This is a genomic window from Streptomyces sp. NPDC001108, assembly GCF_053598535.1.
This window is the reverse complement of sequence record NZ_JBSFKL010000003.1, coordinates 229,620-253,553: the sequence shown is the minus strand read 5'-3', so window position 1 is coordinate 253,553 and position 23,934 is coordinate 229,620. Positions and strand designations below refer to the sequence as shown.

Genomic DNA, 23,934 nt, shown 5'->3' with positions numbered 1-23,934 from the left:
CCCTCCGATCCCCTCCGATCCCCTCCGGGCCTTCGGACCCGTGCCCGGTTGTGCCGCCGTGCGGCCCGTCGGTGACGGGCCGCACGGTCGGCACGGTCGCCGGTGATGCCGTCCGTCACCCCGTGGCGGATGCCGACGGGGAGGCCGGGCCGCCGGGCCCGGGGGCGTCGTCGCCGTCGTGCGTGGCCTGCGGGTCCACGCCCACCGTGATCGAGGCGGCGACCCCCGCCGCGATCCGGTGCTTCCTGTACCGGAGGGTGAGCAGACCGCCGGTGGTGCCGCTCCCGTCGTAGATCATGTCCTCGGTCAGGGTCGTGCGCCGGACGGTGCTGGCCGCGTACGGCTCGACCTCGGCGGCGGCCAGGACGGCCTCCTCCTCGAAGTAGAACTGGCCGGTGTGGCAGGTGTGTCCGCCCTCGTACCCCTCCTTGGTCCAGGCGCCGCCCACGTGGACCTTGGTGTGGATGTGCACCGCCCGGCCCTGGTACCAGCCGGGGAAGACGGTGGTGAACCGGACCGTGCCGCTGTGGTCGGTGCGCCAGGTGCCGCGCAGGTAGCGCTCGTCGTCGGTGGGCTCCTGGTGCATGCCCCCGCCGCCGGCGGGCGGTTCGCCCGTGGGCGGTTCACCGGTCGGCGGTTCGCCCGTGGGTGGGCCGGAGGGGGAGCCGCCCGAGCTCATGCTCTCGTACCCCGAGTACACGCCGAGCGCGTCGCAGTGCCAGATGTCGACCGCGGCGTTCCGCAGCGGACGGCACGTCTCGGAGTCGACGACCTTGATGGCGAGGGTCATCGGGATGCCCTCCCTGTCCTCCGTGACGTCCCTGCGGATCTTGTCGGCGTCGATGTAGTACGGGCCTTCGATGGCCTCCGTGCTCAGCCGGTAACAGAGTTCCGTGGTGCCGGCACCGGACGCCTGTGCCTGTGCCTGTGCCTGCGCCTTCGCCGGGGTCGGCCCGGCGGAGGCGTGGGTGGCGAAGGCACCGCCCGCACCGACCGCGGCCACCGCCGCCCCGCCGGCGACGAGTACCTTCCGGCGCGAGGTGCGCGCCCGGGACGACGAACCGTCCCGCGAGCTGTCCTGAGCTTCATCAAGGGGCATGGGTGACTGACTCCTCGGGCCTGGGCCTGGGCCGGTCCCGCGACCGGCGGCGGACGGCCCACCCTCCCGCACCCACATAGGAACGAGCTGTGAAGCCGCCGCTGTCCTGGGGGCATGCACGATTCCCGGCCACGGGGACGAGACTTGATTTGGACGACCGTCCAGGACTATCGTCCAAATCCCCTGCACGGATGAAGCCCACGGCCCTGGAGCGTGTGATGAACCATTCCCTGCTGACGACCCTGACCGGGGCGTTCCTGGTCTGGGAGGCGCTTCTGCTGATTCCCATGGTCCCGGGAAAGCTGATCGACACCAGGGACTTCTCGTCGTTGCCCCGCTGGCAGTACAACGGGTTCAACGTCTGTCTCACCTCACTCGGCCTCGCCAGCTTCGTGGTGGCCGGGTTCGCCCTTGCGGACCAGCACTGGGTGTTCGTGGCGGCGTTGATCCTGAGCCTGGTGTACGTCCTGGTCTTCGCGGCCGACCTCGGTGCGGTCTTCCCCGTCGTGCCCGATCCGCTGCCGGTACAGTTGCTCGTTCTCGAGGCCATCGCGCTGGCCTCGGCCGGCGTCGGTGCCGTGATCGCGATCCAGGGAATGAGACTGTGAACGACGCCCCTGCTCCTCGGACGAGCACGCGAGAGAAGATCATCGAGGCCGCGGCCTCACTCATCCCCGAAGTGGGCTGGGGCGGCGTGACCAGCCGACGGGTCGCGGAACGTGCGGGTGTGAACACCGGCGTGATCCACTACCACGTGGGAAGCATCGGCGAACTCAGGCGCATCGCCGCGGTGGGCAGGATCCAGACGTTCTTCCTCGACCGGATCGGTGACGCCCTGACGCAGGAGGACCCGTCAGCGGCGGTCGAGCTGATGCTCCGAGGACTGTGCTCCAGCGACTCGCGGGATCCGGAACTGCTGCTGTTGTACGAGTCGCTCGTCGCGGCGAACCGCGACGATCAGTTGCGCGCCGAGATCGCCGCTTCCCTGTCCCGGCTCCGGCAGTGGCTGCACGACTGGTTCGCGGAGCGCGGGGTGGCGCGTCCGCTTCCCGCGGCAGTGACCATCACCGCGGCGATGGACGGCTTCCTGCTCCAGCGCATGCTCGACCCGGACCTCGACCCCACCCCCCTAGTCGAGGGCCTGGCGGCTCTGGTGAAACACGAGCTGGAGTAGCGCCCGTCCGCAGGGCCGCCCAGCGACGAATCCGCCGCTCAGAACACGGGTCGCGGCCATTCTTCGCCGAGTTCCACGCGGCCCGGCGGGCATCCTTCCGCCGGGCCTCCTTCCGTCGGGCCGTGGACATCGACATCGGCGGTATCGGCCCACAAGAAGGCAAGCCACTGAGCCCGCTGTCACTTCTCCCTGCGTGGGACAACAACGTCGGCGGAGTCCGATCAGTCTCACCAGTGCCGGAGTGGCACCTCCTCTACCGTGTCGCACCATGACCATCCTGATCGTCGGCGGCAGTGGGTTCCTGGGTACCGAGCTGGTCCGCCAGGCAGCAGCAGCGGGCCATGCGACGGCTGCGACCTTCGCCACCCGCACCCGGCCCGGCAGCGCTCCAAAGGTCTCGTGGCACGCCCTCGACCTGCGCGACCTCGACCGCATCGAGGCGGTCATGGCCGACGTGGAACCTCGCGTGGTCGTCAACGCGACGAGCGGCGGGCCCGATTGGACGGTGACGGCCGAGGGGCCGGCCCGCCTGGCGATGGCAGCGGCGAGGCACGCCAGCCGCCTGGTCCATGTATCCAGCGACGCCGTGTTCTCCGGCGCCCGCGTCCACTACGACGAATCCCGCCTCCCCGACCCACTCACCCCCTACGGCGCCGCGAAGGCCGCGGCGGAGACCGGCATCCGCCTCGTGAACCCGGGCGCCGTCGTCGCACGGACCTCCCTGATCATCGGCGACCAGCGATCCGACCACGTACGCGCGGTGCACGAGCTCGCGGCCGGAACCCGTACCGGCGTCCTGTTCACCGACGACGTCCGCTGCCCCGTCCACGTCGCCGACCTGGCCGCCGCCCTCCTGGAACTCGCGTCCAGCGACCGGTCCGGCGTCCACCGCCTGGCAGGAGCCGACCCCGTGAGCCGTCACGAACTCGGCATGCTCATCGCCCGGCGTGACGGGCTCGACGCCTCCCGGCTCCCCGCCGGCCTGCGGGCCGACAGCGCACTTCCCGGAGCACTCGACGTCCGGCTCGACAGCCGTGCCACCCAGGAACGGCTCCGGACCAGGCTCCGCGGCGCCCGCGAGTTCCTCGCTCTTTAGGCTGGTGCCATGGACAGCGAGCTCGTTCACGGGGTGAGCGTCTTCATCAACTTTCGACGCTCCATGCAGGATCCGAAGGAGCACGGGTTCCGGTGGGTCGACATCAAGCAGTTGCGCTTCTCCGCGGAGCCGGTGGACGACGAAGGGCTGCTTGCCGCACTGATCGGGCATGAGCAGTTCCGGGACGACTACGCAGGCGGTGGAGTGCTGCCGGACGGGCCCCGGCACGGTCCGTACTGGCTGGGGTCGATCACTCCCGATCTGTACGCGCCCATCAGCCAGGAGAAGGCCGTCCAGATCCTGCGGGAATGGGCGGCGCCGCTCCGGGACGTGCCCACCGGACTGGAGGCAGATCTGCAGCGGGAGGTGTTCGCCCGCGTGGCCGCGGCCGACGGCATCTACTACCTGAACGAGCTCGGTGACGAGGCGGTTCATGACTGGGGACGCGTACACGACTGCTTTCACGAGTTCGTGCTCGTCGACCGCGCGGCCGGGCGGATCACGCTCATCGTCGCCGCCGACGACTGAGGCAACCACCGCTGTCGCATCGTCAAGTTGTCCGCCCAGAGTCCGCAACCAGCAGCACCGGGTTCTCCCACGCAAACCCCACGGCCCGCCCAGCCGCATCGCGTCTGCTCCCGAACGCCGCGACGTGGTCACCAGGTTGCGAGACTGGTGTGGGCTCAGCCCGGCGAACGGCGCCGTCCGGGATGGTTCCGACCCCTGATCAGACCAGTCATTGCGTGATCACCCCACCAGTCAGAACTGTCCGTCAAGGCTTCGGAATGAAGGCGGGATCGATAGTCGAGCTGGAAGTCCTGTCGGCCGACGTTCGGACTGTGGAGCCAGAGCGCCAGGTGATGAGCCAGCTCGGCCACGGGGAAAGCTTCCTCGGACCACACCGGCCGCCCGTCCTCCCAGATGGACATCTCTGCCTCAATGTCAAGGAGAAGCACCTCCAGCGGAACCTCCTGCTGGGTGAGGCCACGCCGCGGCAGATCCCACAGGCCGAAATTTCGGCACACGAACTGCACTGCCCAGCCTCCAAGAGATCTGAGGCCCTGTCCCGGGCCATCCACAGACGGAAGACCCTATAAGAAGCCGTATCTCAATCGATCTTGGAACGTGCAAGTCGAACAGAGTTCCTGGTCGGGTGATCTTCCAAGCGCACGTGTGCGGCAACGCGGCCGCTCATCCGGACCGGGTGCGCCGCTATCTGTCGGACATGACGGACGCGGAGTGGGCGGCTGTCCGGCCGTTGCTGCCGGTGCCGTGCGTGAACGCGAGGGCCGTGAGGCCTCACCCACGACGGGGATCATCGACGCGCAGTCGGTGCGGGCCGCTGCGACGGTGCCGGCCGCCTCACGTGGCTACGACGGCGGGAAGAAGGTGTCCGGGACCGACACGCTCGGCCTGCTCCGCTCCTGGTCGTCGCGGTGACCGCCGCGAACATCGGCGACGGGGACGCCGCAACGGGCCTGCTGAGGCGGCTGCGGCGCCTGCACCGCGACAGCACCCTGGTCTGGGCTGACGGCGGCTACACCGGTGGCATGGTCGACTGGGCACGGGAGAAACTCGCCCTGACCCTGGAGATCGTCAGACGCACCGACGAGATGACGGGCTTCGTGGTGCTGCCCAGGCGGTGGGTGGCAGAGCGCACGTTCGCGTGGCTGATGCATTCACGTCGGCTGGCCCGGGACTGGCCTTCAGCGGCTGCTGGCCCGCGGACTGCCGCTCCTCCAGCACGCCCAGAATCCCTGGTGGTCCGGCGCCAGCATCGTCACCGGCAGTCCTTCGTGCCAAGGGGGCACGATCGAGCCCGGCACCGGCGCGGGCGCGGATTCCGCCGCGGCCTCGGTCACGGCAGTGGTCTCAGCAGCCGAGGCCGCCAGGGCCTCCATCAGCTCCTCCCGCGCGATCACTTGCAGGTCCAGCTCGATCTCTGCGGCCTCCAGCACCCCAGCCAGCCGGGCGGCTTCCTCCCGCAGTCCCTCCACCCGCACTCGGGCCGCTGTCTCCCGCTCCTCCAGCATTCCCAACACCGACGCCATCGCGCACCCTTCGATCACGGAGCCGAAACAAGACGCCGCATGCCTCCCTCACGCTGAGCTAAACCATGCCCGCCCAGCGGAAATCAAGCGATCGCGTTCGGTTGAGATACGGCTTCTAAGACGTCGTTTCTTATGGCTGTGGTGAGGACTGGGCGGCCTCAGGGAAGCCCAGTTCATCCAGCAGCGCGTCGAACAATTCCTCCACGAAGGTCTCTCGTGCGCGGAGCAGTTCCTCGATCCGGGACTGCTGCGCCGCGGTCTGGACACCAGCTGCTGAAGCCCACACGAGAGCGCCTTCGGCGTCGGCCTGCACCTCCGCATCGAGTTCTGCGCGTTTGTACCTGATGGCCTCTTCGAACTCCGGGGTGGTCACCCACAGGCTCACGTCGTCCACGTCCTCGGGTTCCTCGACGAGGAGAGCCGCAGCATTGTCCAGGTTGAGCCATGCCTGCCAGCGGTGCCCGTCGGTGTTCAGGCCGGTCACGAGAGCGATGCTGCTGTCGGAGACATCAGCTACGCAGGCCGGTGCACCGGTCCATTCGACCAAGGCGGACAGGTTCTCGTCGTGCCAGACGCCTTGCTCCAATTGCAGGGTCTGCCAGCCCCCCGGTCGCGGCTGCCACTCATGCACGTCGTCCTCCAGCCCTGGACCGCTGCCGCCGAACAGGGGTGCTTCCAGTAGCGGGCGCTCGCTGCACGCAAAGACCAGATGACCGGAAAAGCCCATGGAACCTCCTCGTGGATACCAGCGCACCCTACGAGCAGTCACTGACACCACCGGCGCCGGCCAGCTGTTGCTCCCGACCGACTGGCTCACCGGATCAGTCGGCGGTACCCGATGAGGGTCGCGGCTATGCCGACAAAGGCAAGGAAGTGCTCGGCCTTGCGTTCGTGGCGACGGTGCAGACGTCGGCAGCCGGCCAGCCAGGACACGATCCTCTCAACCACCCTGCCGACCCGGCCGCCGACCTGCACGGCCCCGCCTCCGAACCGGGTTCCGCCAGCCGGGCAGCGAAGAACCACACCACCGCCACCGTCTTCCTCGACGCCGACTGCAAGGGCGACTTCTACTACAGCCTGCCTCCCGGCGCGGGAGCCGGAGACCGTCTCCAGACGCGCTCCGTGATTTTCTCCTGAATCAGACCGCCACCCCGGACACTGCCACCGGCCACCGGCCACCGGTCGACGGCAGTCGGCTGCGGGCTACGGCCGCGTGATGGACAACCTCGACCACCTCGGCCGGAGGAGCGAAGAGCCTGGCTCTGCGGGTCTATGCAAGGGGTCCGAGGTTTCCTTCCAGGACGGTCTGGATGATCTGGGGCCGGTCCCAGAGAGCCAGAATTTCGTTGGCGATGGCCACGATCGGCAGGGGGTCGTGGTCGCCGTACGCCGTGATGGACGCAGCCAGCAAGCTCCGGGGGACGGCGCCGGCATCCAGAAGGACACGCCAATCCTCAGGGCCGAGTTCCAGGAATTCCAGGCCGGTGAGTTCGGCGACCTGTAGGGGGTCGGCGAGCGTACCGGCGTACGCGGCGAGGGTGCGCAGGCGGGGCAGCCCGACGACCGGTGAGAGGCTGAACGGCGCGCCGTCCCACACCCCGATCGAGAGGACTTCCAGGCCGGGGTGTGCGGCTTCCCGGACGCTCTTGATACTCGCGTGGTTGACGTGGGCCACGAGCGGTGGCTCCTCCCTGCGGTGCTGGCGCTCGGGTGTCTCCCGGTCCAGGACCCAGTCGGTGAGCGAGTCGGCCAGCAAGTCGGCGCCAATGCTCTCCTCGTGGCTCAGCAGGATGATCTGTCCGGTGTGGCCGCGGGGGCCGGGCGTCAGGTCGACCGCCAGTCGGTCTCCTCCGCCGTTCTCGCCGAACACGAGCCACCCGGGTGACCCGACGACTCCCTGTACCGCGGCGTCGGGGTGCGTGACGACCGCCTCCATGGCAGCGTGCTCCCAGCGGTAGTGGCGCGTCGAGGCTTCGGCCAAGTACAGGTCGTCCACGGAGGAGAGTTCGCAGCGCGCCGCTTCGAAGACACCGTTCGCCGCCTCGTAGTCGTCGCCCCAGTCCTCCCATCGCGCCCGGGTCACCCGGTAGAGCACCTTGAGTTCCTCGGGCAGGCGGATGCCCAGGCGTGCTTCGGCGGCTGCGATCTCCGCCTCCGTCGCGCCGATGGCGTGGGGCAGCCGTTCCCGCAGCGTCCGCTCCAGCAACTCCGGGTCCGCCGAGGGGGCCGGCCTCGCTTCGTCTGTGGGATCGGGGAGGCGGCGCCACGGCTCGGGAAGGGAGTCTTCGACCAGGATGAGTGCACCGGGATGAGGGGTTCCGATCCCGGGTTCCACCGCCGGGCTGGGGCCGAGCAGCCGAAGCACGGTCGTCCCGGTCGGTTCGATCTCCGCCGTGAACGAGATGTCGTCGACACCAGCCTCCACCATCGCGGTCCGCACCCGCTCCACCGCGTCGAGCTCGTCCTGTATGTCCTCGGTCTGCAAGGCTCTACCGCGCGGTGGCGCCGGGTGCGGGAGGGCCAGACTCCAACCGCCTTGCCCGATGCGACCCGCCACGCGCAGGGGCTCGGCACCGGCCTTGTCCGCCTTGGCGGCCCGCAGGAGCCCCAGCACGGGCTGCCAGGTCGCGAAGTCACGTATCGATTGCCCGGGTGGTTTCTGAGTAGCCATGCGCAGACCGTACGCGGGGCGGCTGACACCCGGTATCGCAGGAGGCAGCGCTGTTCGGGAAGGGAGTCGTCGGCTTGTCAACAGTCCCGGATCTCACCAGTGCTCAATGCCTACCTGGAAGCCCTGCACCGTGCCCTCTACGCAGCAGACTGCGCAGGAAACCGGAGCTGTTCGGGGCGGCATCGCGGGACAACTCTCAGTCCTGCCAGTAGAAGAGCAGGGTGCTGACGTCCAGCGGGCGGCGGCCGCCGAAGTAGTAGACGCAGAGGCCGGTGACGCGGATGGCGCCGGTCCGCGGGGTGATCCAGCGGAAGCCGGCCGCCTCCAGTGCGGCGCGGGCGGCGGGTTCGGGGGTGTGGGAGGTCGCGAAGGGGCCCAGGGTGCTGAGGTCGACGGCGCCGTCCTCGGACCCCAGGCCGATCACGTGGTACGTGCCGCCGCCCTGCTGGTGGTACTCGCCGCAGGAGACCGGCGGGTGCGGTGCCAGGCCGGCGGCGGTGAGGGCGGCCGTCGCCCGGTCGAGCTGTGCCTCCTCGTCCACGGGCACGGGCGGCTCGGCGCAGATCGCCTCCACCCGCCAGCGCGGGTCGCTCCGCTCCTCGCAGTACTGGCCGTACTCCTCGACGATCGCCGCACGCAGCTCCTCGTCCAGCCCCGCCACCTCGACCCGGGGGCTGCCCAGCGAGGCGCGGATCGCACGGGTCTCGGCGGCGTCGCCGGTCAGCCGGTGCAGGGCGTACGCCGCCCACAGCTTCGCCTCGATCGTCGGCGCCGTGCGGAGGTAGCCGCGGAGCCGGTCCGGATCGGTGAGGAGCGACTGCGCGCGATGGGCGACCGACCGGTCCGGGTCCGCGAGGGCGTCGGTCACGTCCTGCCCGGCCCGGTGGCGCATCCGGACCCGGAAGATCCGGTCCTCCGGGCGCGCGTCACCGACGTCGGAGAGCACCTCCTCGGCCCCGTACCGGGCGACCAGCGCGTCCAGACCGGCCTCGCCGGTCGCCCGCATGCGCTGCCAGGGCTCCGCCGCCAGCGTCGCCAGTTCACCGGCCGCCGTACGGTCGCCGAGCAGACCACGCGCCTTCAGGATCGCCTCCGGCATGCCGTACGACGTGTCCTGCTTCCGGTCCGGATGCCTGAGCCAGTCCAGCAGCTCCGTCCGGCCGGCGAGCAGCTCCAGCAGTGCGATCCGCACCTCCGCCACGTCCTGGACGTCGTGGACACGGGCGATCAGCGCGGCGGCACGGTGCTCCGGCACCCGTCCGGCCAGTGCGTGCACACAGGGTCTGCGGCGCCACCACGGGTGCGCCGGGTCGGCCACGTACGCCGCCAGCGCGTCCGCGTCGAACGCGCGCAGCCCCTCCGCGTCGAACCGCCCGGCCTCCGGCACCAGAGTCTCTATGCTGACCATGCGCGGATGGTAGCCGCTGCCCCCGGCTTCCGCCGTGCAGGCGGTTCTGCGAATGGACCAGTGGAATCGACGGCGAATGGCCCGGGCCCACCTGCCAATCCCTGCCTACGCTCACCCCATGGACACCACACCGCGTACCACTGTCGACTTCTATTTCGACCCGGCCTGCCCGTTCGCCTGGATCACCTCCCGCTGGATGCTGGAGGTGGAACAGCACCGGGACATCGACCTCCGCTTCCACGTCATGAGCCTCTACCTGCACAACATCGGCAACGAACTGCCCGACTGGTACCGGGATCTCGTCGACCGTTCGCTCGGGCCCGTCCGGGTCGCCGTCGCGGCGGCGGCCGCGCACGGCGACGGCGTGCTGCGCGACCTCTACACCGCGATGGGCACCCGCATCCACCGGGAGAAGAACGAGGACTTCGACGAGGTGATCGCCCAGTCCCTCGCCGAGCTGGGACTGCCCGCCGCACTTGCCGACGCCGCGCACTCGGGGGAGTACGACGACGCGCTGCGCCACAGCCACGACGCCGGGAAGGACCCGGAGGCGGGCGGCTACGTCGGAACGCCGACCATCCACGTCGACGGCACGGTCTGGTTCGGGCCCGTGCTGCGGGCCGCGCCGCGCGGCGAGGAGGCCGGGCGGTTCTTCGACAGCTTCCGGGCCGTCGCCGGGCACGCTGACTTCTTCGAGCTCAAGCGGACCCGGACCGGCGGCCTGGACGTGGGCTGAGGCGGACCGCCGGGGTTACGCGCCGAGCACGGCGGCCGTCCGGACCTCCGGGGTGCCCGCCCCGGGGTGCCGGGCCCCGCTGGACCGGACCCCGCCGTACCGGGCCTCGTCGTACCGGGTCAGCAGCAGGCGGGCCAACTCCGGTGCCGGGCCGAGGACATCGGCCAGGACGTCCGCATCGGCCGCCCCCGCCGCGATCCGGTCCGGCAGCCGGCCGGGCGCGATGACGTACGGCGCCACCGCCACCCGGCGTACCCCTTCGGCCCGCAGGGCCCGTACGGCTTCCCCGGTGCCGGGGAAGCCGCCGGGAGAGGTGGCGGAGGCGAACGCAGGCCGCACGGAACACCAACCGGTGTGCCGCAGCTCCCGCGCGATTTCAGCGATCACTGCGATCGCCTCCGGGTCTGTGGAGCCCGCCGAGGCCAGGACGAGACCGGTCGACGCCCGGTCGGCGGGGTGGACGCCCGCTTCGCGCAGGCGCCGGAGCAGCGCCGCGTCGAGCAGCGGGGACGGGCCGAGCACCTCGGCCTGCCGGATCCGCAGCCGGGGCAGCCCGCGCCGGGCCTCGTCCAGCACCGCGGGGATGTCGGACTTGGCGTGGAAGGCCCGGGTCAGCAGCAGCGGAAGGGCGACGACCGACTCCGTTCCCTCGGCGGCCAGCCGCTCCAGGACCCGTGGCACCGACGGCGCGTTGAAGTCCAGGAAGCCGGTCGCCACCCGCAGCCCCGGGCGCAGCGACCGGACCCGCGCGGTGAGCGCGTGGACGGTCGCCGCGTGCCGGGGGTCGCGGCTGCCGTGGGCGACGACGAGGAGGACCGGGGCGTCGGGCATGTGCGGCACCCCTAGCTCTTCACCAGGAGGCCGCGGCCGCGCAGGACCCACCGCTCCAGCGGGCTGAAGATCAGCAGGTCGATCGCGATGCCGACGGTGAGGATCAGGATGATGGCGAGGAACACCATCGACATGCTGCTGGTCTCCCGGCCCTGCTCCAGCAACTGGCCCAGGCCCACGCCCAGATCGGGCGAGGAGGCGATGATCTCGGCGGCCATCAGCGAGCGCCACGAGAACGCCCAGCCCTGCTTCAGCCCCGCCAGGTAGCCGGGCAGCGCGGCGGGCAGCACGATGTGCCAGGTGCCGCGCAGCCCGGTCGCGCCGAGTGTCTTCCCGGCCCGTAGGTGCAGCGGCGGGATCTGGTCGACGCCCGCCACCAGGCCGTTGGCGATCGACGGGACGGCACCCAGCAGGATCACCGCGTACATCATCCGGTCGTCGAGCCCCAGCCAGATAACCGCGGGCGGCACCCAGGCGACCGAGGGAAGCGACTGGAGCCCGGACAGCACCGGCCCGATCGCCGCCCGGATCAGCCGGACCCGGGACACCAGCAGCCCCAGCGGGGTGCCGATGGCCAGCGCCAGCAGGAAGCCGAGCAGACCGCGCGAGACGCTGGTCCAGATGTAGCCGAGCAGGGTGCCCCGCGCCCAGGCGTCGGTGACCTCGCCCCACACCTGGGACGGCGACGGCAGCTTGTAGTCCTCGGTGACCTGGGCCCAGATCAGCAGCTGCCACACCACGAGCACCAGGGCCACCGCCGCCACCGGCGGCAGCACCTTGCGCACCAGCACCTGGCGGACGGGGGTACGGCTCACCCGTACGGAGTCGAGGGCGTCGAGCCCCGCCTCCAGGCCCGCCAGGTCCCGGGAGGCGTCCTGGGCGGCGGTCTCAGTGCTGGCCATGTCGGCGGATCTCCCCACGCAGTTCTTCGGTGATCTCCACGGAGAGCTCGGCCACCGCGGTGTCCTCGATGCGGCGCGGGTGGTCGATGCCGACCGTCCACTCCCGGGCCACCCGGCCCGGCCGCGAGGAGAGCAGGACGACCCGTTCGGCGAGCCGGACCGCCTCGCGCACGTTGTGCGTGACGAAGAGGACCGACAGGTTCGTCTCGCGCCAGATCCGGGTCAGCTCGTCGTGCAGCACGTCCCGGGTGATCGCGTCGAGCGCGGCGAACGGCTCGTCCATCAGGAGCAGTTGACTGTCCTGGGCGAGCGCGCGGGCCATCGCCACCCGCTGCCGCATCCCGCCGGAGAGTTCGTGCACCCGCTTGCCGTGCGCGCCGCCGAGCCGGACGAGTTCGAGCAGCCGCTCGGCCTCGGCGCGGCGCTCGGCGCGCGGCACACCGCGCAGCCGCAGCGCCAGTTCGATGTTCTTGCCCGCGGTGAGCCACGGGAAGAGGGCGTGCTCCTGGAACATCAGGGCCGGCCGCCCGCCGGGGGTCTCGATCGCCCCCGACGTCGGACGGTCGAGCCCGGCCACCAGATTGAGCAGGGTCGACTTGCCGCATCCCGAGGCGCCCAGGAGGGTGACGAACTCGCCGGGAGCGACATCGAGCGTGATGTCGTCCAGGACGAGCTGCCGCCCCCCCGGTCCGTCGAAGGACTTCGAGACGTGGTCGATCCGGGCGGCGTGCCCGGCCCTCGTGCGGTCCTCGGCCTTGGTGAGTGTGGTGGTCGCCATGGTCGTCACCTCCTGGGAATCCTCTTCGGGTACCGGGCGCGCTACTTGACGCCGAGACCGGCGTCGGCGACCTCGGGCCTGCCCGCGGCCTTCAGGATCTTGTTGAGCGGCTTCAGGTCGTAGATGCCGCCGAGGTCCGCCTGCTCCAGGAGGCCGGCCTGCACCGCGTGCTTGGCCTCGGTGTCGAGCGTGGCGGCCAGCGGGTCGTCGATGAACTGGACCGACTTCCACGCCGGGTCGATGACCTCGGCCGGGAGCTCCTTGCCGGACAGCTTCTTGAGCGCGGCGTTCGCCGACGCCTTCGCCTTGTCCGGGTTGGCGTTGATCCACGCGTTGGTGGCGACCGTGCCGCGCAGCACCGCCTCGACGACGTCCGGGTGCTCGGCCAGGAACTTCTGCGACACGATGATGTTCGTGATCACGAACTTGTTGTCCGGCCACAGCGTCGACTCGTCCAGCAGCACCTTCGCACCCTGCGCGACGAGCTTGGACGCGGTCGGCTCCGGGGCCCAGGCACCGTCGATGGAACCGGACTTGTAGGCGTCCGGCGTCACCTTGTTGTCCGTACGGACCACCGAGACGTCGCCCCGGCCGCTGTTGGCGTCGACCTTCCAGCCCTTCTCGGATATCCAGTTGAGGAAGGCGACGTCCTGGGTGTTGCCGAGCTGCGGGGTGGCGATCTTCTTGCCCTTGATGTCGTCCAGGGTCTTGATCTTCGCCGGGTTCACCACCAGCTTCACGCCGCCGGACGCCGAACCGCCGATGATACGAAGGCTCTTGCCCTTGGACTTGGTGAAGCCGTTGATGGCGGGGGAGGGGCCGATGAAGCCGATGTCGATCGAGCCCGCGTTGAGCGCCTCGATCTCGGAGGGTCCGGCGTTGAACGTCGAGGGCTTGACCGCGGTGGAGCCCAGCTCCTTGGCGATGATGCCCTCCTCGATGCCGACCAGGGCGGTGGCGTGGGTGAGGTTCGGGAAGTAGCCGATCTTCACGGTGTCCGCGGAGAGTTTCTTGCCGCCGGTGGAGACGTCCGCCTTCGGGGCGTCGTCCTTCGCGGCGGAGCCGTAGCCGCAGGCGGTGACGGCCAGGGCGAGCAGCGGCAGGGCGGCGACGGCGGCGAGGGCGCGGCGCGCGGTGGAACGGGGGGCAGACACGGGAGGCTTTCCTCTCGTCGGCCCGGTGCTCGCGTCCCGCGGTTTGTCACGGGGACGCGGCCGGGAGGTCGGCAGGTCTTCGTCCGGGCGTACTGAACGCCCCGGACATGGCGAACGTGCTGAACGTGCTCAAGGGGCCGCACAGGTGGTGCGGTTGGTGCGAGTGGGCGCGCAAGCGGTGCGCGTACGTCATCACACACATCGCGCGACCCCGCCCTGACCGCTGCCGAGGGCGCCGCTGCCGACGCGGCCGCCCTCCTTCGCGAACGTGGAGTAGATGTCGACGGCCATCAGAAGTCCCACTCGGCGTCGTCGTCCGCGGCTTCGGTATCCTGCGCGGCCGCGGTGGCGAAGGAGGCGCCTGCCATGCCCGCCGAGAGGGTGGTGCCGTCCGCCGGGTCGATCAGCAGGAACGAGCCGGTGCGCCGGGAGGCCGCGTAGGCGTCCAGCGCGAGCGGCTCCGCGGTGCGGACGACGACCCGGCCGATGTCGTTGGCGACGAGCTGTCCGGGCGCCGGGTGCTGGGAGAGGTCGTCCAGGGTGAGCCGCGAGGGGATGTCCTTGACAATCGCCTTGACCGTGCGGGTGGTGTGCTTGAGCAGGACCCGGTGGCCGACCCGGAGCGGCTGGTCGGCGACGTGGCAGACGGTCGCCTCGACGTCCTGGGTGGTGGCGGGGGCGTCGCCCGAGGGGGCGATCAGGTCGCCGCGCGAGATGTCGATGTCGTCGGCGAGCCGGAGCGTCACCGACTGGGGGGCCCAGGCGATGTCCACGCTCTCGCCGAGCGCGTCGATCGCCGAGATCGTCGACGTACGCCCGGACGGCAGGACGGTCACGGACTCGCCGACCCGGAAGGCCCCGGCGGCTATCTGGCCCGCGTAGCCCCGGTAGTCGGGGTGCTCGGCAGTCTGCGGGCGGATCACGTACTGGACCGGGAAGCGGGCGTGGCAGGCGGTCAGGTCGTGGCTGACCGGTACCGTCTCCAGGTGCTCCAGGACGGTGGGTCCGCCGTACCAGTCCATGTGCGCGGACGGCTCCACCACGTTGTCGCCGGCCAGCGCGGAGATGGGGATCGCGGTGACCTCCGGGACGCCGAGCGAGTCGGCGTAGGCGGTGAACTCCTCGGCGATGGCGGCGAACACCGGCTCCGCGTAGCCGACCAGGTCCATCTTGTTGACCGCCAGCACCACGTGCGGCACCCGCAGCAGGGCCGCGACGGCGGCGTGCCGGCGGGTCTGCTCGACGACCCCGTTGCGCGCGTCGACCAGGACGACGGCCAGCTCGGCCGTCGAGGCGCCCGTCACCATGTTCCGGGTGTACTGCACGTGCCCGGGGGTGTCGGCCAGGATGAACCGGCGGCGCGGGGTCGCGAAGTAGCGGTAGGCGACGTCGATCGTGATGCCCTGCTCGCGCTCGGCGCGCAGCCCGTCGGTGAGCAGCGCCAGGTCGGGCGCCTCCTGGCCCCGGTTGCGCGACGCGTGCTCGACGGCCTCCAGCTGGTCGGCGAGGACCGACTTGGAGTCGTGCAGCAGCCGCCCCACCAGGGTGGACTTGCCGTCGTCGACGGAGCCCGCGGTGGCGAAGCGCAGCAGGGTGGTCGCCGACAACTGCTCGGTCGTGGTGGTCATCTAGAAATACCCCTCGCGCTTGCGGTCTTCCATCGCGGCCTCGGAGAGCTTGTCGTCGGCGCGGGTCGCGCCGCGCTCGGTGAGCCGGGAGGCGGCGATCTCGGCGATCACGGCGTCCAGCGTCGTGGCGTCGGAGTCCACGGCGCCGGTGCACGACATGTCGCCGACGGTGCGGTAGCGGACCTGCCGGGTCTCGATGGGCTCGTGGTCCCCGGGGCCGCCCCACTCCCCGGCGGTCAGCCACATGCCGCCGCGGTTGAAGACCTCGCGGTCGTGGGCGAAGTAGATCTCCGGCAGCTCGATGGACTCGCGGGCGATGTACTGCCAGACGTCCAGCTCGGTCCAGTTGGAGATCGGGAAGACCCGGACGTGCTCCCCGGGGGCGTGCCGGCCGTTGTAGAGCTGCCACAGCTCGGGGCGCTGGCGGCGCGGGTCCCACTGGGAGAACTCGTCGCGCAGCGAGAAGACCCGCTCCTTGGCGCGCGCCTTCTCCTCGTCGCGCCGCCCGCCGCCGAACACCGCGTCGAAACGGTGCCGCTGGATCGCCTCGGTCAGCGGCACGGTCTGGAGCGGGTTGCGGGTGCCGTCCGGCCGCTCGCGGAGCGTCCCGGCGTCGATGTACTCCTGCACGGAGGCGACGTGGAGCCGCAGCCCGTGCCGGGCGACCGTGCGGTCGCGGTACTCCAGCACCTCGGGGAAGTTGTGCCCGGTGTCCACGTGCAGCAGGGCGAACGGCACCGGCGCGGGCGCGAACGCCTTGAGCGCCAGGTGCAGCATCACGATCGAGTCCTTGCCGCCGGAGAAGAGGATCACCGGCCGCTCGAACTCGCCCGCCACCTCGCGGAAGATGTGCACGGCCTCGGACTCCAGGGAGTCCAGATGGCTCAGCGCGTACGGACTGTCGGTGCCCTCCGACACGGTCGCCGTGGTGGTCACACCGCACCCCTCTCGCTCAGCAGCGCGTACAGCTGGTCCGCGGACTCCCGCACGGTCTGCCGGTGCGACTCGATCCGCAGATCGGGCGCCTCGGGCTCCTCGTACGGGTCGTCGACGCCGGTCAGCCCGCTGATCTCGCCCGCCGCCTGCTTGGCGTACAGGCCCTTCACATCGCGTGCGGAGCACACTTCGACCGGGGTCGCGACATGGATCTCCAGGTACGGGGTGCCCTCGGTCTGGTGGCGCTTGCGCACGGCGTCCCGGCTGTCCGCGTACGGGGCGATGACCGGGACCAGCACCTTCACGCCGTTGGCCGCCAGCAGTTCGGCGACGAAGCCGATCCGCTGGACGTTGGTGTGGCGGTCCTCACGGGAGAAGCCGAGCCCGGCGGAGAGGAACTCGCGGATCTCGTCCCCGTCGAGGACCTCCACCCGGTGGCCCTCGCCGCGCAGCCGTCCGGCCAGCTCGTACGCGATGGTGGTCTTGCCCGCGCTCGGCAGACCGGTCAGCCAGACGGTGGCTCCCGTCTCCGTCACGCTCATCGAAATCTCCTGATCGGTCGTCATCAGTCGTGCAGCCCGCACTCGGTCTTGCCCCGGCCGGCCCAGCGCCCGGCGCGGGCGTCCTCGCCCGCCAGCACCCTGCGCGTGCAGGGCTCGCAGCCCACGGAGGCGTAGCCGTCCGTCAGCAGCGGGTTGGTCAGCACACCGTGCTCCGCCACGTAGGCGTCCACGTCGTCCTGCGTCCAGCGGGCGATCGGCGACACCTTCACCTTGCGGCGCTTGGCGTCCCAGCCGACGACCGGGGTGTTCGCCCGGGTGGGCGACTCGTCGCGGCGCAGCCCGGTCGCCCAGGCGGTGTAGCCGGTCAGCCCCTCCCGCAGCGGCTCGACCTTGCGCAGCCGGCAGCAGAGGTCGGGGTCGCGGTCGTGGAGCCGGGGCCCGTGCTCGGCGTCCTGCTCGGCCACCGTCCGCCGGGGCGTCAGCGTGATGACGTTGACGTCCATCACGGCCGCCACCGCGTCCCGGGTGCCGATGGTCTCCGGGAAGTGGTAGCCGGTGTCCAGGAACACCACGTCGACGCCGGGACGGACCCGGGAGGCGAGATGCGCGACGACCGCGTCCTCCATGGAGGAGGTGACGCAGAACTTCTTGCCGAAGGTGTCGACGGCCCAGATGAGGATCTCCGTGGCGGAGGCGTCCTCCAGCTCCCGGCCGGCCCGTACGGCCAGTTCCGCGAGCTCCTCGTCGTGCCGGGTGACCGTCATGTCCCGTTCCCCTCACCGTCGTCGTGGCCCAGGCCCCGGGTCAGCAGGCCCAGGAACCGGAGCTGGAACGCGCGGTTGCAGGAGGCGCATTCCCAGGAGCCGTGCCCGGCCTCGTGCGGCCGCAGGTCCTCGTCACCGCAGTACGGGCAGTGGAACGGGGCGGCGCGTTCGCTCATGACAGCGACTCCGCACCGGCCCGCGCCGCCCAGGCCGCGAACCGCTCGCCGTCCTCGCGCTCCTCCTGGAAGCGGCCCAGCACCCGCTCGACGTAGTCCGGCAGTTCGGCCGCGGTGACCTTCAGACCGCGGACCTTGCGGCCGAACCCGGCCTCCAGGCCCAGGGCGCCGCCCAGGTGCACCTGGTAGCCCTCGACCTGCCGGCCGTCGGCGTCCAGCACCAGCTGGCCCTTGAGGCCGATGTCGGCGGTCTGGATGCGGGCGCAGGCGTTGGGGCAGCCGTTGATGTTGATGGTGAGCGGTTCGTCGAAGTCGGGGAGGCGGCGCTCCAGTTCGTCGATGAGCGAGGCGCCGCGCGCCTTCGTCTCGACGATCGCCAGCTTGCAGTACTCGATGCCGGTGCAGGCGAGCGTGCCGCGCCGGAACGGCGAGGGCTTCACCTGGAAGTCGAGCGCCTCCAGCCCGGCGGTGAGCGCCTCGACCTGGTCCTCCGCCACGTCGAGGATGATCATCTTCTGTTCGACGGTGGTCCGGACCCGGCCGGAGCCGTGCGCCTCGGCGAGGTCGGCGATCTTGGCGAGGGTGGCGCCGTCGACGCGCCCGACCCGGGGGGCGAAGCCGACGTAGAACCGGCCGTCGCGCTGCGGGTGGACGCCGACGTGGTCGCGCCAGCGGCTGCTGGGCTCCGCGGGCGCCGGACCGTCCAGCAGCGGGCGCTTCAGGTACTCGTCCTCCAGCACCTGGCGGAACTTCGCCGGGCCCCAGTCGGCCATCAGGAACTTGAGCCGGGCGCGGTTGCGCAGCCGCCGGTAGCCGTAGTCGCGGAAGATCCCGACGACACCGGCCCACACGTCCGCCACCTCGTCCAACGGCACCCAGGTGCCGAGCCGTTCGGCCAGCCGGGGGTTGGTGGAGAGGCCGCCGCCGACCCAGACGTCGAAGCCCGGACCGTGCTCGGGGTGCTCGACGCCGACGAAGGCGACGTCGTTGATCTCGTGGACCACGTCCTGCACCGGCGAACCGGAGATCGCGGTCTTGAACTTGCGCGGCAGGTTGGAGAACTCCTTGCTGCCGATGTACCGCTCGTGGATCTCGTCGACGGCGGGCGTCCCGTCGACGATCTCGTCGGCGGCGATACCGGCCACCGGGGAGCCGATGATCACGCGCGGGCAGTCGCCGCACGCCTCGGTGGTGGAGAGCCCGACGGCCTCCAGCTTCTCCCAGATGGCCGGGACGTCCTCGATCCGGACCCAGTGGAGCTGGACGTTCTGCCGGTCGGTGATGTCCGCGGTGCCGCGCGCGTACTGCTGCGAGACCTCGCCGATGACGCGCAGCTGCCCGGTGGTCAGCCGCCCGCCGTCGATGCGGACCCGCATCATGAAGTAACGGTCCTCCAGCTCCTCGGGCTCCAGGACCGCGGTCTTCCCGCCGTCGATGCCCTCCCGTCGCTGGGTGTACAGGCCCCACCAGCGCATCCGGCCGCGGAGGTCGTTGGGGTCGATGGAGTCGAAACCCCGCTTGGCGTAGATCGTCTCAATGCGTGTCCGCACATTGAGACTGTCGTCGTCCTTCTTGAACTGCTCATTGCCGTTCAACGGGGTGTAGTGCCCCAGGGCCCACTGGCCCTCGCCGCGGTGGCGGCCGGCCTTGCGGCGGGGCGTTGCGGGCGCAGGCTGTTCCGGGGTGGCGGCCATGACAGTACGTCCTTCGGGACTGCGGGAGGGCTGCTCTGAACTGCACACTCGCGTCGGATCGCGGCGGTGCGCAGGGCATTGCGGAGAAAAAGGAAGAGGCGGCGGTGCTGGGACTCTCAGCTCGCCGGACAGATGGCGCTGGACACGCGGCCGAGGTCGACGTGGCGTCGACTCACCAAGGCAATTCCAGTTCCAGGCATGGCGGAAGCGTGGCATGCGCATCTTGGGCCAGTCCACCACTATCCGTTATGTGGACGAGAATATCCCGAGGGATGAGATGATGTGGCGCCCATCACTCGGGGTCACCGGAGCGGTCTGTCCGTAATGATGCTCACCCGCCACGCGTCCGCCGCCCTGCCGCACCGCCGCCGTTGCGCCGAACGGCCCAGCTGGACCGCCCTGTTGGACGGTTCAGTCGCGGGCGGCGCCCGGCCAGGGACCCGGGGTCGCCACCTCGGGCTCCCGCTCCACCTTGGTGTCGAAAAGCCGGAAGCCGCGCCGCAGGTAGTTGTCCATGGCGTGCGGTCCGTCCTTGGAGCAGGTGTGCAGCCAGACCCGCTTCGTCGGCGTCCGCTCCGGCCAGCGCTCCGCCAGGTCCCACGCGCGGGCCACCCCGTACGAGAGCAGGTGGCCGCCGATCCGGCGCCCCCGGAAGGCCGGGATCAGCCCGAAGTACATGATCTCGACGACGCCCTCGTCCTGCGGGTCCAGCTCGACGTACCCGGCCGGGGTGCCGTTCTCGTACGCGACCCAGGTCTCGGCGCCCGGCCGGTCCAGGGCCTCCTGCCACTGCGCGTACGTCATCCCCAGCCGGTCCGTCCACTGGATGTCCCCGCCGACCGCCGTGTACAGGAAACGGCTGAACTCCGGCAGCGGCGTCTGCGAACGGACGATCCGCACATCCCCCTCCGGGACCGAGGCCGCTCGCAGGTCGTCGGGGGAGGTCTGCTCCAGGGACCAGACGGTCACCTCGGTGGTGCGGGCGGGGGAGGGAGCGGCGGTGCGCGGTGCGGGGCTGTTCATGACTGCCAGGGAACCACGCCCGGTCGCGTCCGCCAAAGCCGGTCCCGAACCACGGACACTCCCTCCTAACTGCGGTGACGCGCTCCGACCACCACCGGGGCCGTCGACCGGGGCAGCAGGTCGGCCGGATCGTCCGGATGGATCACCTCCACCTCCACGCCGTCGCCGAAGCGGTACGGGCGGTGCGCCAGCACCTGGGCGAGATGGCGGCGCACCCGGGAGATCTCCGCCCGGACCGTCACCGTCCGGCTCGGGTCGCCGAACAGGTCCTCGGCCAGCTCGGAGGCGGTGCGCCCCTCGCGGCGCAGGGCCAGCGCGTACAGCAGCTCCGCGTGGCGCGGCGAGAGCCGCTGCGTCCAGGTGCCCACCTCGCCCACCACGTTGATCCTCAGCCCGTGCGGCCGGCTCAGATCCAGCACCACCCGCTGCGGTGCCCCGTCCGACGGCGCGTCCGCGACCTGGATCAGCCAGCCGCCGGGCAGCGGCTCCACCCGGCACATGCCGAGCGACGGCAGCCACACCCGGCCCGGCCGTAACGCCTTCGGCAGCGGCAGCCGGTCCACCGGCTCCATCCCCGTCACCGCGGCGAGCCAGCCGTTGACGTCCACCGCCAAGGCCCGGCCGCCCAGCCGGCACACCAGCGGCGCCGCCACCGAACGCAGCCGCTCGATCGCCCGCAGATGCCGGTTCCTGATCTCGTTCTCCGCCAGCCCGGCCACGGAGCTGACCAGGGCGAGCGTCGTCGGATGGAACGTCGAGAGCGGACCGCTCATGTCGACGATGCCCATCAGCCGGCCGTCGCGCGGATCACGGACCGGCGCCGCCGCGCACGTCCAGTTGTGCAGGGCGCGGACGAAGTGCTCCGAGGAGTGCACCTGGACCGGGACCCGGGTCGCCAGCGCCGTACCGATCGCGTTGGTGCCCGTGCTCTCCTCCGCCCAGGTCGCCCCCTCCGCCAGGCAGATGCCGTCCGCCCGCCGCAGCACCGCCGCGTTGCCCCGGCGCCACAGCACCCGGCACTCCACGTCCGTGACCACCACGATCTGCCGGGCGGCGTCCGCCAGCGACACCAGCCGGTCGTTCAGCAACGGCATCACCTCGCTCAGCGTGGAACCGCGCCGCCGCTTCTCGACCTCGTCCAGCCCGAGCAGCACGCTCTCGGTCGACTGCTCCGGATCGAGGCCGCGGTGCACCATCCGGTTCCAGGACGCCTCGATCTCGGCCCTCGGCGCGGCCACCGGCCGGTCGCCGGAGCCCACCGCCTCCCTGGCCCGGTGGACCGCCCTGGCGGCCCGGCCGGACTGCCAGGCGGGCGTCCGCATCCCTCCGAAGGCATCTGTCCCCACTTCGAATTCCCCTCACGTGCCAGGGCCTGCTCGACACCACCGCCCCATTTTGGCGCCGGGCGCGACCGCCCACCGGACACTCCGCACATTGGTTGCAACCCTTTGCAACCGTGGCGGGAACCGGCGGGTCCGTGGAGAGTGGGCGAACACCGCCGCACGGGGCCCGTGCCCCGGCGCCCGGTGTGTGCGGCAAGGAGGGTGGTGCCGTGTCGGCGCAGCACCACCCTCCGTCGCCGTGCCCCGGACACGCCCTACGGCCGGGCCCGCTCCACGATCGAGGCCAGGTCCAGGCTGTGCGGCAGCGTCCCGAAGTCGGCGCCCCCGTCCCCGCCCAGCCGCGAGGCGCAGAACGCGTCGGCCACCTCCGGCGGGGCCCACCGCACCAGCAGCGAGCCCTGGAGCACCAGCGCCATCCGCCCGGCCAGCCGACGGGCCCGCGCCTCGGCCCCGTCCAGGTCCGCCAGCTCCGTCAGCACGCCCCCGATCGCCCGGTCCAGCCGGTGATCGGCCCCGCGCGCCGCCCCGACCTCCCGCAGATACGCGTCCAGCGCCATCGGCTCGCGCCGCAGCGCCCGCAGCACGTCCAGCGCCTGCACGTTCCCCGAGCCCTCCCAGATCGAGTTGAGCGGCGCCTCGCGCAGCAGCCGGGGCATCCCGGACTCCTCGACGTAACCGTTGCCGCCGAGACACTCCAGCGCCTCGGCCACCAGCGGGGCGCACCGCTTGGTCACCCAGTACTTCGCCGCGGGCACCGCGATCCGCAGCAGGGCCCGCTCGTCCTCGGTGTCCGCGTCGTACGCCGCCGCCAGCCGCATCGCCAGCACCGTCGCCGCCTCCGACTCCACCGCCAGGTCGGCCAGCACGTTGCGCATCAGCGGCTTGTCGATCAGCGGCCCGCCGAACACCTCCCGGTACGCGCAGTGGTGGACCGCCTGCGCCACCGCCTGCCGCATCAGCGCCGCCGAACCCACCACGCAGTCCAGCCGGGTCGCCGCCACCATCCCCATGAGGGTGTGCACCCCGCGCCCCTCCTCGCCGACCCGGCGCGCCCAGGTGGCGTCGAACTCCACCTCGGCCGAGGCGTTCGACCGGTTGCCCAGCTTGTCCTTGAGCCGCTGGATCAGGAAGGTGTTGCGGGTCCCGTCCGGCAGCACCCGGGGCAGCAGGAAGCAGGTCGGGCCGCCGGGTGCCTGCGCCAGCACCAGGAAGCCGTCGGACATCGGCGCCGAGCAGAACCACTTGTGACCGGTGAGCAGATACTCGCCCTCGGCCGCCAGCGGCTCGGCGCGCGTCGTGTTCGCCCGTACGTCCGTGCCGCCCTGCTTCTCCGTCATCCCCATCCCGAGGAGCGCCCCGGCCTTCGAGGCGACGGGCCGCAGCTCCCGCTCGTACACCGTCGAGGTGAGCAGCGGCTCCCAGACGGCGGCCAGCGCGGGATCGGTGCGCAGCGCGGGCACCGCCGCGTGCGTCATCGACAGCGGGCAGCCGTGCCCCGCCTCGGCCTGCGTCCACACCAGGAACCCGGACGCGCGCCGGACATGGCCGCCCGGCCTGCCCCAGGCACCGGTCAGGCCCGCGCCGACCGCGTGCCCGAGCAGCCGGTGCCAGGCCGGGTCGAACGCGACCTCGTCGATGCGGTGCCCGTACCGGTCATGGGTGCGCAGCACCGGCGGATGCGCGTTCACCCGCGCCCCCCACTCCTGCACCTGGGCACTGCCCGCCGCCCGGCCCAGCTCGCCGAGCTCGGCCCGTGCCCCAGCCAGCAGACCGGGCGCGAGGTGGCGTTCCACCGCCTCGGTGAGGGCCCGGTCGGAGCCGTAGACGTCGTAGCCGGTCAGCGGCGGAGGCTGGTTGGACACGGTGTGGGTGGTGGCTGCCATGCCGATACGGTAAGAGACGTGCAGGCAGCAGATGAAACACCCGAGAGGCGACGGGGCCGGCTTCACCGGGCCAGAGTCCTCTAC

At 71.4% G+C, this 23,934-nt stretch carries 26 protein-coding genes and 2 pseudogenes; 7 read left to right on the top strand and 21 right to left on the bottom strand.

Annotated elements, in window-relative coordinates; translation table 11 throughout:
- Positions 1-115: 115 nt before the first annotated feature.
- On the bottom strand, positions 116-1,099 hold the full coding sequence (locus tag ACWC97_RS09680; RefSeq protein WP_450648446.1) for an intradiol ring-cleavage dioxygenase: 984 nt from the start codon (positions 1,097-1,099) through the stop codon (positions 116-118).
- Between the two features lie 218 nt (positions 1,100-1,317).
- On the opposite strand from ACWC97_RS09680, the gene ACWC97_RS09675 reads away from it, so the two are divergent.
- The 4 genes from ACWC97_RS09675 to ACWC97_RS09660 all read left to right on the top strand — a co-directional run bounded on the left by ACWC97_RS09675 (position 1,318) and on the right by ACWC97_RS09660 (position 3,897).
- Positions 1,318-1,707 (top strand): hypothetical protein, encoded by a 390-nt coding sequence (locus tag ACWC97_RS09675; RefSeq protein ID WP_352272993.1) that lies wholly within the window; start codon positions 1,318-1,320, stop codon positions 1,705-1,707.
- Positions 1,704-2,273: a TetR/AcrR family transcriptional regulator gene (locus ACWC97_RS09670; RefSeq protein WP_352272992.1), complete on the top strand. Its 570-nt coding sequence runs from the start codon at positions 1,704-1,706 to the stop codon at positions 2,271-2,273. Before ACWC97_RS09675 ends, ACWC97_RS09670 begins: the two co-directional genes overlap by 4 nt.
- A gap of 268 nt (positions 2,274-2,541) precedes the next feature.
- Positions 2,542-3,369, top strand: coding sequence for an SDR family oxidoreductase (locus tag ACWC97_RS09665; RefSeq protein ID WP_450648444.1), 828 nt, complete (start codon positions 2,542-2,544; stop codon positions 3,367-3,369).
- A gap of 9 nt (positions 3,370-3,378) precedes the next feature.
- Entirely contained in the window at positions 3,379-3,897 is a 519-nt protein-coding gene (locus tag ACWC97_RS09660; RefSeq protein ID WP_450648442.1) for a hypothetical protein, read from the top strand.
- A 155-nt stretch (positions 3,898-4,052) separates the two neighbouring features.
- Here the strand turns inward: ACWC97_RS09660 and ACWC97_RS09655 are convergent, their stop codons facing one another.
- A complete protein-coding gene (locus ACWC97_RS09655) occupies positions 4,053-4,325 on the bottom strand; it encodes a DUF7878 domain-containing protein (protein ID WP_450648798.1) in 273 nt (90 codons plus the stop codon).
- A gap of 316 nt (positions 4,326-4,641) precedes the next feature.
- On the opposite strand from ACWC97_RS09655, the gene ACWC97_RS09650 reads away from it, so the two are divergent.
- The gene (locus ACWC97_RS09650; protein ID WP_352272988.1) at positions 4,642-4,809 is read left to right on the top strand and encodes a hypothetical protein; all 168 of its coding nucleotides are present in this window, start codon (positions 4,642-4,644) and stop codon (positions 4,807-4,809) included.
- Positions 4,806-5,012, top strand: a pseudogene (locus ACWC97_RS09645) (transposase); the annotation flags it as partial. The gene ACWC97_RS09650 and the pseudogene ACWC97_RS09645, both read left to right, overlap by 4 nt.
- A 63-nt stretch (positions 5,013-5,075) precedes the next feature.
- Here ACWC97_RS09645 and ACWC97_RS09640 read toward each other — a convergent pair.
- From ACWC97_RS09640 to ACWC97_RS09620, 5 genes and pseudogenes are all read right to left on the bottom strand, one after another.
- Positions 5,076-5,420, bottom strand: coding sequence for a hypothetical protein (locus tag ACWC97_RS09640; RefSeq protein ID WP_352273277.1), 345 nt, complete (start codon positions 5,418-5,420; stop codon positions 5,076-5,078).
- Positions 5,421-5,550: 130 nt separating this feature from the next.
- Positions 5,551-6,147 (bottom strand): hypothetical protein, encoded by a 597-nt coding sequence (locus ACWC97_RS09635; protein ID WP_352272987.1) that lies wholly within the window; start codon positions 6,145-6,147, stop codon positions 5,551-5,553.
- A gap of 86 nt (positions 6,148-6,233) precedes the next feature.
- Positions 6,234-6,383, bottom strand: a pseudogene (locus tag ACWC97_RS09630) (IS5/IS1182 family transposase); the annotation flags it as partial.
- A 307-nt stretch (positions 6,384-6,690) separates the two neighbouring features.
- Positions 6,691-8,091 carry an SMI1/KNR4 family protein gene (locus ACWC97_RS09625; RefSeq protein WP_450648439.1) on the bottom strand — a complete coding sequence of 467 codons (1,401 nt, stop codon included), beginning with the start codon at positions 8,089-8,091 and terminating at the stop codon, positions 6,691-6,693.
- Positions 8,092-8,287: 196 nt separating this feature from the next.
- Positions 8,288-9,499 (bottom strand): hypothetical protein, encoded by a 1,212-nt coding sequence (locus tag ACWC97_RS09620; RefSeq protein ID WP_450648438.1) that lies wholly within the window; start codon positions 9,497-9,499, stop codon positions 8,288-8,290.
- Positions 9,500-9,617: 118 nt separating this feature from the next.
- On the opposite strand from ACWC97_RS09620, the gene ACWC97_RS09615 reads away from it, so the two are divergent.
- Entirely contained in the window at positions 9,618-10,235 is a 618-nt protein-coding gene (locus ACWC97_RS09615) for a mycothiol-dependent nitroreductase Rv2466c family protein (protein WP_450648436.1), read from the top strand.
- Positions 10,236-10,250: 15 nt separating this feature from the next.
- Here ACWC97_RS09615 and ACWC97_RS09610 read toward each other — a convergent pair whose 3' ends face one another.
- From ACWC97_RS09610 to ACWC97_RS09545, 14 genes are all read right to left on the bottom strand, one after another.
- Positions 10,251-11,066, bottom strand: coding sequence for a sirohydrochlorin chelatase (locus ACWC97_RS09610; RefSeq protein ID WP_352272983.1), 816 nt, complete (start codon positions 11,064-11,066; stop codon positions 10,251-10,253).
- A gap of 11 nt (positions 11,067-11,077) precedes the next feature.
- Complete coding sequence (locus tag ACWC97_RS09605) at positions 11,078-11,968, bottom strand: ABC transporter permease (RefSeq protein ID WP_352272982.1); 891 nt, start codon at positions 11,966-11,968, stop codon at positions 11,078-11,080.
- On the bottom strand, positions 11,955-12,746 hold the full coding sequence (locus tag ACWC97_RS09600; RefSeq protein WP_352272981.1) for an ABC transporter ATP-binding protein: 792 nt from the start codon (positions 12,744-12,746) through the stop codon (positions 11,955-11,957). Before ACWC97_RS09600 ends, ACWC97_RS09605 begins: the two co-directional genes overlap by 14 nt.
- A 41-nt stretch (positions 12,747-12,787) precedes the next feature.
- A complete protein-coding gene (locus ACWC97_RS09595; protein WP_352272980.1) occupies positions 12,788-13,900 on the bottom strand; it encodes an aliphatic sulfonate ABC transporter substrate-binding protein in 1,113 nt (370 codons plus the stop codon).
- 290 nt (positions 13,901-14,190) lie between these two features.
- The gene (locus ACWC97_RS09590; protein ID WP_352272979.1) at positions 14,191-15,528 is read right to left on the bottom strand and encodes a sulfate adenylyltransferase subunit 1; all 1,338 of its coding nucleotides are present in this window, start codon (positions 15,526-15,528) and stop codon (positions 14,191-14,193) included.
- Complete coding sequence (gene cysD, locus ACWC97_RS09585) at positions 15,529-16,464, bottom strand: sulfate adenylyltransferase subunit CysD (protein ID WP_352272978.1); 936 nt, start codon at positions 16,462-16,464, stop codon at positions 15,529-15,531.
- A complete protein-coding gene (gene cysC / locus ACWC97_RS09580; protein WP_385206094.1) occupies positions 16,461-17,006 on the bottom strand; it encodes an adenylyl-sulfate kinase in 546 nt (181 codons plus the stop codon). The genes cysD and cysC overlap by 4 nt, the downstream gene beginning before the upstream one ends.
- 23 nt (positions 17,007-17,029) lie before the next feature.
- On the bottom strand, positions 17,030-17,731 hold the full coding sequence (locus ACWC97_RS09575) for a phosphoadenylyl-sulfate reductase (RefSeq protein ID WP_450648433.1): 702 nt from the start codon (positions 17,729-17,731) through the stop codon (positions 17,030-17,032).
- On the bottom strand, positions 17,728-17,907 hold the full coding sequence (locus ACWC97_RS09570; protein WP_450648431.1) for a hypothetical protein: 180 nt from the start codon (positions 17,905-17,907) through the stop codon (positions 17,728-17,730). The genes ACWC97_RS09575 and ACWC97_RS09570 overlap by 4 nt, the downstream gene beginning before the upstream one ends.
- Complete coding sequence (locus ACWC97_RS09565) at positions 17,904-19,601, bottom strand: nitrite/sulfite reductase (RefSeq protein WP_352272974.1); 1,698 nt, start codon at positions 19,599-19,601, stop codon at positions 17,904-17,906. The genes ACWC97_RS09570 and ACWC97_RS09565 overlap by 4 nt, the downstream gene beginning before the upstream one ends.
- Before the next feature lie 116 nt (positions 19,602-19,717).
- Positions 19,718-19,801: a putative leader peptide gene (locus ACWC97_RS09560; protein WP_317864749.1), complete on the bottom strand. Its 84-nt coding sequence runs from the start codon at positions 19,799-19,801 to the stop codon at positions 19,718-19,720.
- A gap of 211 nt (positions 19,802-20,012) precedes the next feature.
- Positions 20,013-20,624 (bottom strand): GNAT family N-acetyltransferase, encoded by a 612-nt coding sequence (locus tag ACWC97_RS09555; protein ID WP_450648429.1) that lies wholly within the window; start codon positions 20,622-20,624, stop codon positions 20,013-20,015.
- 65 nt (positions 20,625-20,689) lie between these two features.
- Positions 20,690-21,946 carry a GAF domain-containing protein gene (locus ACWC97_RS09550; RefSeq protein WP_352272972.1) on the bottom strand — a complete coding sequence of 419 codons (1,257 nt, stop codon included), beginning with the start codon at positions 21,944-21,946 and terminating at the stop codon, positions 20,690-20,692.
- 275 nt (positions 21,947-22,221) lie between these two features.
- The gene (locus ACWC97_RS09545; protein WP_450648427.1) at positions 22,222-23,850 is read right to left on the bottom strand and encodes an acyl-CoA dehydrogenase family protein; all 1,629 of its coding nucleotides are present in this window, start codon (positions 23,848-23,850) and stop codon (positions 22,222-22,224) included.
- Positions 23,851-23,934 lie beyond the last annotated feature (84 nt).

Excerpts from the sequence above, each read along its gene's own strand:
- ACWC97_RS09680 (WP_450648446.1), bottom strand. The coding sequence starts at position 1,099 with ATGCCCCTTGATGAAGCTCAGGACAGCTCGCGGGACGGTTCGTCGTCC.
- ACWC97_RS09675 (WP_352272993.1), top strand. The coding sequence starts at position 1,318 with ATGAACCATTCCCTGCTGACGACCCTGACCGGGGCGTTCCTGGTCTGG.
- ACWC97_RS09665 (WP_450648444.1), top strand. The coding sequence starts at position 2,542 with ATGACCATCCTGATCGTCGGCGGCAGTGGGTTCCTGGGTACCGAGCTG.
- ACWC97_RS09660 (WP_450648442.1), top strand. The coding sequence starts at position 3,379 with ATGGACAGCGAGCTCGTTCACGGGGTGAGCGTCTTCATCAACTTTCGA.
- ACWC97_RS09640 (WP_352273277.1), bottom strand. The coding sequence starts at position 5,420 with ATGGCGTCGGTGTTGGGAATGCTGGAGGAGCGGGAGACAGCGGCCCGA.
- ACWC97_RS09635 (WP_352272987.1), bottom strand. The coding sequence starts at position 6,147 with ATGGGCTTTTCCGGTCATCTGGTCTTTGCGTGCAGCGAGCGCCCGCTA.
- ACWC97_RS09625 (WP_450648439.1), bottom strand. The coding sequence starts at position 8,091 with ATGGCTACTCAGAAACCACCCGGGCAATCGATACGTGACTTCGCGACC.
- ACWC97_RS09620 (WP_450648438.1), bottom strand. The coding sequence starts at position 9,499 with ATGGTCAGCATAGAGACTCTGGTGCCGGAGGCCGGGCGGTTCGACGCG.
- ACWC97_RS09615 (WP_450648436.1), top strand. The coding sequence starts at position 9,618 with ATGGACACCACACCGCGTACCACTGTCGACTTCTATTTCGACCCGGCC.
- ACWC97_RS09610 (WP_352272983.1), bottom strand. The coding sequence starts at position 11,066 with ATGCCCGACGCCCCGGTCCTCCTCGTCGTCGCCCACGGCAGCCGCGAC.
- ACWC97_RS09605 (WP_352272982.1), bottom strand. The coding sequence starts at position 11,968 with ATGGCCAGCACTGAGACCGCCGCCCAGGACGCCTCCCGGGACCTGGCG.
- ACWC97_RS09600 (WP_352272981.1), bottom strand. The coding sequence starts at position 12,746 with ATGGCGACCACCACACTCACCAAGGCCGAGGACCGCACGAGGGCCGGG.
- ACWC97_RS09590 (WP_352272979.1), bottom strand. The coding sequence starts at position 15,528 with ATGACCACCACGACCGAGCAGTTGTCGGCGACCACCCTGCTGCGCTTC.
- cysC (WP_385206094.1), bottom strand. The coding sequence starts at position 17,006 with ATGAGCGTGACGGAGACGGGAGCCACCGTCTGGCTGACCGGTCTGCCG.
- ACWC97_RS09575 (WP_450648433.1), bottom strand. The coding sequence starts at position 17,731 with ATGACGGTCACCCGGCACGACGAGGAGCTCGCGGAACTGGCCGTACGG.
- ACWC97_RS09570 (WP_450648431.1), bottom strand. The coding sequence starts at position 17,907 with ATGAGCGAACGCGCCGCCCCGTTCCACTGCCCGTACTGCGGTGACGAG.
- ACWC97_RS09565 (WP_352272974.1), bottom strand. The coding sequence starts at position 19,601 with ATGGCCGCCACCCCGGAACAGCCTGCGCCCGCAACGCCCCGCCGCAAG.
- ACWC97_RS09560 (WP_317864749.1), bottom strand. The coding sequence starts at position 19,801 with ATGCCTGGAACTGGAATTGCCTTGGTGAGTCGACGCCACGTCGACCTC.
- ACWC97_RS09555 (WP_450648429.1), bottom strand. The coding sequence starts at position 20,624 with ATGAACAGCCCCGCACCGCGCACCGCCGCTCCCTCCCCCGCCCGCACC.
- ACWC97_RS09550 (WP_352272972.1), bottom strand. The coding sequence starts at position 21,946 with ATGCGGACGCCCGCCTGGCAGTCCGGCCGGGCCGCCAGGGCGGTCCAC.
- ACWC97_RS09545 (WP_450648427.1), bottom strand. The coding sequence starts at position 23,850 with ATGGCAGCCACCACCCACACCGTGTCCAACCAGCCTCCGCCGCTGACC.